The 10,216-nt window shown below is 47.3% G+C and carries 3 protein-coding genes and 1 pseudogene; 3 read left to right on the forward strand and 1 reads right to left on the reverse strand.

All coding sequences use genetic code 11. The features are described 5' to 3' along the window. Window positions 1-88: 88 nt before the first annotated feature. The 3 genes from FTV12_RS13005 (at window position 89) to recD (ending at window position 9,764) form a co-directional block, all read left to right on the forward strand. Window positions 89-3,802, forward strand: coding sequence for an exodeoxyribonuclease V subunit gamma (locus tag FTV12_RS13005; RefSeq protein ID WP_180031132.1), 3,714 nt, complete (start codon window positions 89-91; stop codon window positions 3,800-3,802). Then, window positions 3,799-7,920, forward strand: coding sequence for a UvrD-helicase domain-containing protein (locus tag FTV12_RS13010; protein ID WP_180025246.1), 4,122 nt, complete (start codon window positions 3,799-3,801; stop codon window positions 7,918-7,920). Before FTV12_RS13005 ends, FTV12_RS13010 begins: the two co-directional genes overlap by 4 nt. 71 nt (window positions 7,921-7,991) lie before the next feature. After that, window positions 7,992-9,764: an exodeoxyribonuclease V subunit alpha gene (recD, locus tag FTV12_RS13015; RefSeq protein WP_373687231.1), complete on the forward strand. Its 1,773-nt coding sequence runs from the start codon at window positions 7,992-7,994 to the stop codon at window positions 9,762-9,764. A 342-nt stretch (window positions 9,765-10,106) separates the two neighbouring features. On the opposite strand, the pseudogene FTV12_RS13020 reads toward recD, so the two are convergent. Next, window positions 10,107-10,216: pseudogene (locus tag FTV12_RS13020) on the reverse strand (IS701 family transposase); the annotation flags it as partial.

The raw sequence follows: 10,216 nt of genomic DNA on the forward strand, positions 1-10,216 counted from the left end.
TAAAAAGTGACATAGACAGTTCGGTAAGTATAGTAAATAATCTTTATCATTTTGTAGTACTGCTCCATCTCATTTTTCAGGGGAAACGATGGCAATTCATGTTATTCAGAGTCAACGCATTGATGTGCTTTTGGATAGTATGCTGCGTATCGTCAACCAGAGCGCAAAAAATCCCTTGGCTGTGTTACAGCCGCGGCATTTTATTGTGCCATCTCCTGCAGTAGAGGCCTGGCTGACCCAGAAAATTGCCGAGAAAAAGGGCATCAGTGCCAATACCCAGTTTCATCATCGGATCCGTGCCTTTCAGTGGACTTCCTATCAGTGGGTGCTGAATAATCCCAAAGAAGTTGAACAAGTCCGTGAAGCCAATATTCCCCGAATTATTATTAAATGGCGGGTATTTCAGGCACTACGTAAATGTATTTTGCCTGAGCAGATTCCATTAGAGGTCGATCATCCTCTGTATTCGATTATCAAGCGGATTTATGACAGCGCAGATCGTCTGGAACAGGGCATAGAGAAGCAGCTGAAAAAACAAAGCATGCTGTACTGGGTATCCGAACAGGTCTCGCGCCTGTTTAGCCATTATATGGATTACCGTGGTTATTGCGCGCGGAATTGCCCACCACAGGAATGTCGTTGTCCCACTAACTGGCTGGCGTCCTGGGGGCAGGATATTGCGCTCGATGTTGAGCATATGATCTATATTCCTAAAGATGAAAATGGCCATGAAATTCCGGTGGCAGACTTCGTCAAGATTCAGGCACGCGAACTGGAAGCCTGGCAGCGCTGGTTGTGGCAGCATGTCTTTCAGGATGATTATGCCAAGATTCTGGACATCGAACAGATGTACTGGGAACGTCTGGAAAATGAAGATACTCAGGTACAGGCTTTAAAACGTTTGCCAGAACAGGTCGTGGTCTTTACCTTGCTAGAATTGCCACCGAGTCAGCTGGATTTCTTGCGCCGTCTCGGTCAATACATCGATATTTATATTTTCCACTTTAACCCGTCACAGGAATACTGGGCCGATAGTGTCGATCCAGACTGGAAAGCACGTTATGACCTTGGCGTGCAGGAACGTTTCATCAAGAAATTTGAAAAATCTCAGGGACGTTTGCCGACTGATACCGAAATCCAGCATTTCTTTGCAGCCTTTCAGTTGAACTTTAATGCCGAAGACCGAGAATCGCGTCATCCCTTGCTGACCCGCTTTGGCAAGCAGGCACGTGATCATTTCTCGTTATTGTCCAAACTGTCTTCAGGTGAAGAAGGTCTCTGGGCCGATGCTTTCGTGGATGAATATCAGGATAAGTTACTGGCCAAAATCCAGTCGGATATTTTGTACCTGCTGGAACCGGAAAAACACCAGTATCCGCTCAAACCCGACGATGATTCGGTACAGATTCATGTCTGTCATTCCTCACTGCGCCAGCTGGAAGTCTTAAAAGAACAGATGATTCACTGGCTGGCCCAAGGCACGGAAGATGCCCCACGTCAGCCGAGCGATATTCTGGTGCTGGCCCCGAACCTGAAAGAGCTGGAGCCGGCGATCCGGAGTGTCTTTGCACCACCACCGCGAGAACGGGAAGGCCATAGCCAGCGTCTGCAAAAAGACAACCTATATCTGCCAATCCAGATTGCCGGGGTGTCCCGACTCGATGTCAGCAATGCCTGGCTCGCGGTACTGGGCCGGATTCAGCTGGTGCATCGACGTTTCAGTATCGAAGATTTTGCCGACTGGCTCAGCCTGAATGCGACCCAGCAACTATATGCGCTGGACTACGCGCAAGTTGAGCGCATGTTGCAGTTACTGGGCGAAGCGGGCTTTAAACGCGGTCTGGATCAGCAGCATTTACAGCAAAGCCTGACTGCAGGCGATGAAGATTACCGCTTCAGTTTTAAATTTGCATTGGATCGGCTGGCACTCGGGCTTGCAGTTCCGGAACATGCCCTGTTTCAGGATACCTTAAGCTATGCTCGGGTCTTGAGTAGTGATTTCCCTCTCATCTCGACTTTAATCCAGATTTATCAGGATCTGGTACAGCGCCGTGACTGGCTGATTTTGCATGAACAGGAACAACGTACCCCGGTAAAAACTTGGCTGGAATATCTGCGTGAAGACTTGAATGAGTTCCGTGAAGCCGGCGTCGAGTCCTTAAAGACGGTCGCAGAAATCATTGACAAGCAGATGCGGATGCTGACGTTGGCCGATTACCATGATCAGGATGATCCGCAGGCCAGCCAGGAGCTGGTCGCCTTAAGTCTGCCATTGCCTTATGTACTGGAAGAAATTCAGAATACGTTGGAGATGCAGCTGGATCAGGCCGAGCCGACCGGACAAATTACCTTTAGTCAAATCGGCCAGATCCGTCCGTTGCCGTATAAGCTGGTGGTGATGCTGAATCTGGATACCGGTAAATTTCCGAGCCGGAATCAGCAGGTGCCATTTGACCTGATGAACAGTCTGAAGCCGCAACTGGGCGATCGTTCCCGTCTGGATGATGACCAAGGCGCTTTTCTGGATGCATTGCTACTGGCACAGAACAATTTATGGCTGTTCTATAATGGCTTTGATGTTGATGATGGTGAAGCGCGTGATCCATCCACTTCATTGCAGGAACTGATCCAGCATATTGCCTTGATTTGCCAGTCAGACCAGCCCGATGCTGAAGTCGATGAAACGGTTGAGATGAATGGTTTGAGCGTGGCCAAGCATATCCGTCAGCTCTATCATGTGCATCCACTACAGCCGTTCGATCCGATCGGTTACGTCGAATCTCATACTCCACGTTATCAGACCCAGTGGTTTGCTGTAGCAGAATATATTCGCAGTGCAGAGGGCAAGCGCAGCAGCTGGATCAATGCTCATTATCCGGCCTTGATGCAGAAAGAAATCCGGGTGCTGAAAGGGGATGAGTGGATTCGTGACATGATTTTCCCAGCACGTCTATTCCTGAAAAGTATCGGTGTTTCCAGTGTGAGATATGCCGATCTGCCAAGTTCACGAGAACCCTTATTGCTGAATAAACTGGAACAGTATCAGGTCCGTGATTTCCTATTACAACAAGATCAAGAGATTGAGCCACAGCTGATGTTGGACCGCTTACCGGTCGGAAAAACTCAGGAAGCGACCTGGCTCAGCAGTCAGCAGGAACAACAATCGCTAAAAGAACGTTTATTGCAGCTGAATAAAGAGCTGACACCTGTAACGCAGCAAACCTGGCAATATAATCCTGAATTGCTGATTCATATTACCTTGCCGCAAGTGCCGCACAGCAGTTACTGGCTGAGTATGCAGTCTTCCTCCGCTTCGGAAAAACGTCGGGCACAGGTCTGGCTGGAATATTTGCTCTGGCTGGCCTATCTGAACAATGATGAACTGTCTCCGCAGCTGGAACGGATTGTCATTTTTAGTAATAAAACCCTGAAGTTCTCCGGGCTGCGTTCTAGTCAGGCACGTCATCATTTACAGGCTTGGTTGAAAGCCTGGGAAATCGGACAGACCCAGCCGCTGGTATTGCCTGCCGAATTGCTGATGAAAAAGGCCTGGGAATGGACCGAAAATGAACAGGGACAGATCACCATTGCCGAGATGCAGGAACTGCTAAAAGCCTGGAACAACAGCTATGAAAGTGCCAAGCCTTTGGCCAGCGATGAATCCAGCCAGTTGCATCAGGACTGGCAGTTTATTTTGCAGGATCAGGACCCGGATCTGGCCTTGCAACGCTGTTGCCATGACTTTGCCCATGCGCTATATGCGCCGATTCATGAACATCTGGAATGGATAAAAGAACAATGACCATGTTACCGAACCAGAGCAGTAAAAAGATTTCAACCAATCCGATTCAGGACATGCGCTTTAGCGGCCTGCACTGGATTGAAGCTTCGGCGGGGACGGGTAAGACCTATACCTTATCCAGTTTGATGGTGCGGATTTTTCTGGATCAGTATTATCCGCATCAGGTGATTGCCACAACCTTTACCCGTAAAGCCACAGCTGAACTGAAAAACCGGGTACGTCTCAGAGTCGAGGAAACGCTAGCCTTCATTCAGCGTCATCAGGAGCTGAATTCGGTCGAAATCACCGCCAAAATCCAGACTGAATCGGATCCACTATTTCAGCAGGTGTTGAAAGATTATGGCTCACGCATGGACTATGCCCGGCGCCGTTTACGTCTGGTACTGAACCAGCTAGATGAGCTGTTTGTCGGGACACTGGACAGCTTTAGCCAGAAATTATTACGTGAATTTGCCTTTGAAAGCGGCAAGATTGAACGGGCCGAACTGACTGAAGATCAGGACCTATATATCCAGCAGCTGATTCATGATGTGCTACGAGAATGGATCCAGCAGCAGCCGCAGTATATGGTCAATCATCTATATCTGCAAAACCTGTTGAAACCAGTAGAACACTATACTGGACTAGTTCGTGATGCTCTAAATTTCCGTGTGCAATACTTTCAGAAGGTAGAAAAAGTCGAATGGGATCTAGCTGAACTAGAGCACTGCATTCAGCGCCTGTTCGATGTACATGAACATGAAATTGAGATCATTCGGGAGTATTGCCAGAATTCTCCCAAGTATTTTCATAAGAGTTTTTTCACCAGATTAAGTGATGTCTGTGAAAACTTTATGACCTGGATGGCGGCACTGAAAACCAAAGGTGTGATGAGCTTTTTTGATCCAGAACTGCATGCGATCTTATTGAATCTGTGTTATTTGCGCCGCAAGAAAACCGATTTTCAGCCGACGACACAAGTGTTTAACAAAAGCTGTCCGGAAGCAGAGCAGCAGAAGATTCTGCAACATAGCCTGATTCAGGCCATTGATGGATTGTGCGAATTCAAAGAAAAGATGGATGCACAGCTGAAGCAGCTGACCACCTATCTGGAATATCATATTATTCGTAGTGTGCAGAACCGTCTGCCACAAACCCTGCAAAAACAGGGTGAAACCACATTTTCCCAACAAATCCGTACTCTGGCTGAAGCTTTACAGGGACAGCAAGGTCAGCGTTTTGCCCAGTTTGTACAGGCACGTTATCCACTCATTCTGGTCGATGAATTTCAGGATACCAATCAGGATCAGGATGATCTGCTGGCTAAAATCTGGCGTGATCCGAATCGGGTCAAAGCTGGCTGTATGATCATGGTGGGCGATCCGAAACAGGCGATTTACGGTTTCCGTGGCGGCGACATGCTGACCTATAACAAGGCGCGTGCCGATGTGCTGCAAAAGCAGGGCCGTGAATATACTCTGATCCAGAACCATCGCTCGGTAAAACCTCTGGTCGAGGTGGTGGACGCGTTGTTTCAACGCCAGATGGATTTTGGTGAACAGGTGCATTACACCCTGATTCAGGCGGGGAGCCGGCCACATCCGGATTTAATCGATAAAACGCTGAGCAATCCGCATCCACTGCGCTGGATTCAACTCGGTGAACAGGATGTTGAAGCGGATCAGGTGGTCTGGAAAATCCGCCAGTTATTGAATCAGTCTGAACAGCAGCAACTGTATTTCCAGCAGGGTGACAACGTTCAGCACTTAAAAGCGGATGATATTGCAGTTCTCAGTTTTGGCCATTATGCGCTGGAACAGGTCAAGCAGCGTCTGCAACGCATGGGGATTCCCTGTTATAAGGAATCTAAGCAGAGCGTCTTTGCCAGTCCGGTGGCTCAGGATGTTGCAGCTGTTCTGACCGCGATCATGGAGCCTTTTAACGAAGCCAAAGTCAAACGTGCTTTATTGACCCGTTTATTGGGCTTTAACCTGAAAAAGTTAATCGAACTGCAAGAGCAGAGCGAAGGTCTGAGCCGTTATATTGCAGACTTTGATGCTATCCGGGAAATGTGGTTTGAAAAAGGGTTTCTGACGGCCTGGAATTATGCCTTAAACCTGTTTCAGGTCTGGACCAATCTGGTTGCAAGCCAGAGCCTGGACAATGAACGGGTGGTGGTGAATTTACGTCACCTAACCGAGATCCTGTGTCAGCAAAGTGAATATTATCAGGGTGCTCAAAAGCTGTATCACTGGTATTTGCGTCAGTTGCAATCACCTTCAGGCAAGGATAACGAAAAAGAGCGAAAACTCTCTGGCGATCATGGGGTACAGCTCTTAACCATCCATGCTTCCAAAGGTCTGGAATTTAAAGTGGTGTTCCTGTTAGGTGCCGATGCACCTTTTGATGTGAATAAAGGAAATCTGAACTTTTCCCTGTCAGCCGCGGAAAATGTACTGGAACAATCCCGGGTGATTGCAGTTAATCATAAGGACTTGCATGAGCAGGCGATTTTGCAAAATGCGGCCCGTAATGCCGCAGAAAATCACCGGCTTTGGTATGTGGCACTGACCCGGGCCAGTCACCGGGTTTATGCCATGCTGCAAGATCAGAGCGGACAGGCGGATTCAGGCCTGGCATTCTGGCGTGGACAAGGTGAGGCGGCCTTTCAGCATGCCCTAAGTCTGCTGGAACAACCTCTGGCTTCTGAGCCGCCTAGAATTGTGGCAAAACAGACAGAAGCACCGTTACAGATGCAGGCTCATCCTTTACCGGAGCGACAGTTCTATCCGCGGACTAAAACCAGTTTTACTGCACTGTCACAGCATCTCCCGCATCAGGCAATATTGCAGGATGATCTGGTCATTGCTTCTGAACGTCCGGACAGTGCCGCAGATGAAATGAATCTGCTGGAACTGGAACAGCAGGTAGCCAGCCAACCACTGGACTGGATCAAGCTGAATTTTCCTAAAGGCACGGTGGCCGGAACCTTCCTGCACAGTATTTTTGAGCATATCGATTTTCAGGATCGCAGCTACTGGAATCTGGAAATCCGTCGTCGTTTTAAAAATACGGCGCCACAAATCTGGCAGGAACTGAAAGAGAAATTTCATCAGGCCTTTCATATTCGTCCATTGTTACAGCAGGCATTTACCCCGAGCTATCAGACGGCCTGTGTGAATTTACAGACCCTGTTCAGTCAGGTGGCCCGTCAAGGTCAAATGCAGCCGGAAAAATTGCAGCAGAGTATGCAAAAAGTACTCTCCAGCCTGAATTATAAAATCCTGACCGGAATTCGCCTGCATAATCAGAGTGAAGCTTATCGTCAGGAATGGCAGCAATTTTTCCGTTCAGCTCAAACATTCGATCACTCTGAATGGTTGAACTTCTTAGGGCAGTTTCAGCGCTATTTTACAGAACTGGATGATGAACCTTTTATCCAGTTTTTCGAACAGGAAATAGCGCAGATGACGCCTGCTGAGACAGCAGCGCAACTGGATGTAGAAGCCGTTTTTCAGCAGGCATTCGATCATTTCATTGATGAGATGACTGAGGATCTTCTACTCAATCGGGTTCATGACTGGCTCAAAGAAATTCTGGCTGCACCCCTACAGGAAGACTTCAGCCTGGAACAGTTGCAGCAAGGTGCGTATCTGTCCGAGTTTCCGTTTTATCTGTCTTTAACCGATGCACCGTTACAGATTCGTCAGATCCAGCAACTGTTTGCCGAGCATGATATTCTCATGCCTGATTTTAATGAGGCAAAATCGGCACGCTATCTGACCGGTTCTATCGATTTGGTTTATTTTGATGGCCAGCGTTATCATATTGCCGATTATAAAAGCAATTTTCTCGGGCCGGATCAGCAGCATTACACGGCCGAGGCCATCCAGCAGAATATGACCCACTCCAGTTACTGGCTGCAAGCGGCCTTATATCTGGTGGCATTGCATCGTTATCTAAGCGTGAACATGCAGGGATATGACATGCAGCAGCATCTGGGTGGGGCGACTTATCTGTATTTGCGCGGTATGAATGGTCAGGCTGAACAAGGCGCTTATCACTGGCAGCCTGGTCTGGAATTTATTCTGAAACTGGATGAAATTCTGGGCTATTTTGAGCAGAAAAAATCAGCATAATTTTGATGATTTATAAAATTTTAAGAGTTTAAACAGAAGATTATCCTGTGGATAACTTTGAGGATAACTGTGTGGAAAATGAGCAAATTCACGTGTCTCAGCAATCAGCCCATTTAATGGCCTGGATTGACTATCTATGTCAGCCACCGTTCAGTTCGGCGACCTTTGATGCTGCCGCAAAATTGCTGATTCAGCAGCTCCTTGAAGCGATGCAGGAGGGTAATAGTTGTATTCTGGCCAGTGCCGAGCAAACCGCTCTATTGCATCATCTGGTGCTGGATCGTAGCCAGCAGGCTCAAGGCATTGCACCTTTTATTTTTGAAAACCGGCAGCTGTATTTATACCGCTATTGGCAGCTGGAACAAGCGGTCGCCACCCAGATCGCCCGGATCAAGTCACAAGCCATCACACCAGTAAATTTAAGTGAGCGTGATCGTAACCTCCTGACAGATCCACAGCAAAAGCAAGCGCTGGAAATGGTCGCCAAGCAGGGACTGAATATTATTACCGGTGGGCCAGGAACCGGTAAAACCTACACCTTGGCACATATTATTGCGGTGCTACATGAAGCCCTACCCAATATCCGGATTGCGATGGCTGCTCCGACGGGTAAAGCGGCGCAGCGGATGCAAGAGGCCTTGCAAAAAGCTCTACATAGTGAAAAGTTACACGCTTTTGAACTGGAGGCTTTAAAGCAGGTTCAACCCGTTACTTTGCACCGCTTACTGGGCTTGGGCCGGTTGGGACGCCCACGGTTTCATGCCAAGCAGCCTTTGCCCTATGATGTGATTGTGGTCGATGAAGCATCCATGCTGGACTTAAGCCTGTCACAGATGCTCCTTGCTGCAGTGCCAGATTCAGCCCGCTTAATTCTGTTAGGCGATGCAGATCAGCTGGCCTCGGTGGATGTCGGCACTGTACTGGCAGACTTGCAGCAGACTTCTGTTCTGGCAGATAACCGGGTGAATTTAATCACGACGCGCCGTTTTGCTTCAGGCGCCCGGATTGGAGCGATGGCACACTTTATCCAGCAGGAGCATGTTCCAGCATCAGTTTTAAACCAGTTTGAACAACAAGTAGTTACTGCGAGTGAGCTGCAAGCAATTGCACTGGACCAAGTGGAAATTGACCAGCTGCAACTGCAATATTTGTCAGAAATAAACCCAACTACAGGTCTACAGTTAGACCCATATTATGATCAACTGATGTATGGCTATCAGGGTTATGCAGACGCGATCAAGCTGGCTCAGGATCAGGCTGATTTTGATCAATATGTGCAGCAGGCAATTCAGTACTTTGATCATTACCGGATTCTTACAGCAATCCGGCATGGTGATCTGGGTTTGAATAAAATCAATCAGCAGATTGAACAGCGTTTTCTGGCCAGTGTAGGCAAGTTAAAACAAGGCGACTGGTATACCGGCCGACCAGTGATGATGACTTATAACGATTATCAGCTGGGTCTGTCCAATGGTGATATCGGCATTTGTTTCTGGCGGGAGCAAGAAGGGCAGTCACAATTTGAAGTGTATTTCCCGAGCCTGGAAAAATGGGTACTGGCGACCCGCTTGCCGAAAAGTATCGAAACGGCATTTGCTTTGACGATTCATAAATCGCAAGGTTCAGAATTTACTCATACGGCTGTAGTACTCGATCAACAGGCCAAAAATTTGCTGAGTAAGGAACTGATTTATACAGCAATTACCCGGGCCAAAAAAGTTGTGAGCTTACTGGTAGATCGCGACGCGTTTACACAAGCGCTATGCGTCAGAACCACACGAAAGAGTGGCTTAAGCGAAAAAATACTTGAACAATGCAACAATCTATTGGCAAAAAATAAATAACTGTTGTAGGTAAATGCTTACATGGATTCAGGAAATTGGCGCATGGAGCTTTTACTCGGTTTTTGAGAAGATTGGTCACACAAAAGAACTCAACACGGAAAGTTGGGTATAAATCGCATAATAAGAACAAGAATGTCATCAGACAGCGAACTTACAGTGAAGTAAGTGAAAGAGGAAACTTACAGCCGCTAAGCCTTGTAGTTTTGGGAGAGACTACAAGGCTTTTTTATATCTGCCGTTAATGGAATTTTGCCGTAATCTTATAGTTCAATTAAGTTGGCAGAATAAGTAAATTTAAGTAAATAGTGTAATTAAAAGATATATAATAGGACTTACGCACTATTATTTATAGATTCTCTGTGGTAGCAGATGATTTTTATCGAGAATAAAGTCATCAATGAAGTTTTTGATAACTGGTCTAAATAATTTCTTCTGCCAACGATATACATTTT

This window comes from Acinetobacter sp. YH12233, assembly GCF_013417725.1.
Taxonomy (GTDB): domain Bacteria; phylum Pseudomonadota; class Gammaproteobacteria; order Pseudomonadales; family Moraxellaceae; genus Acinetobacter.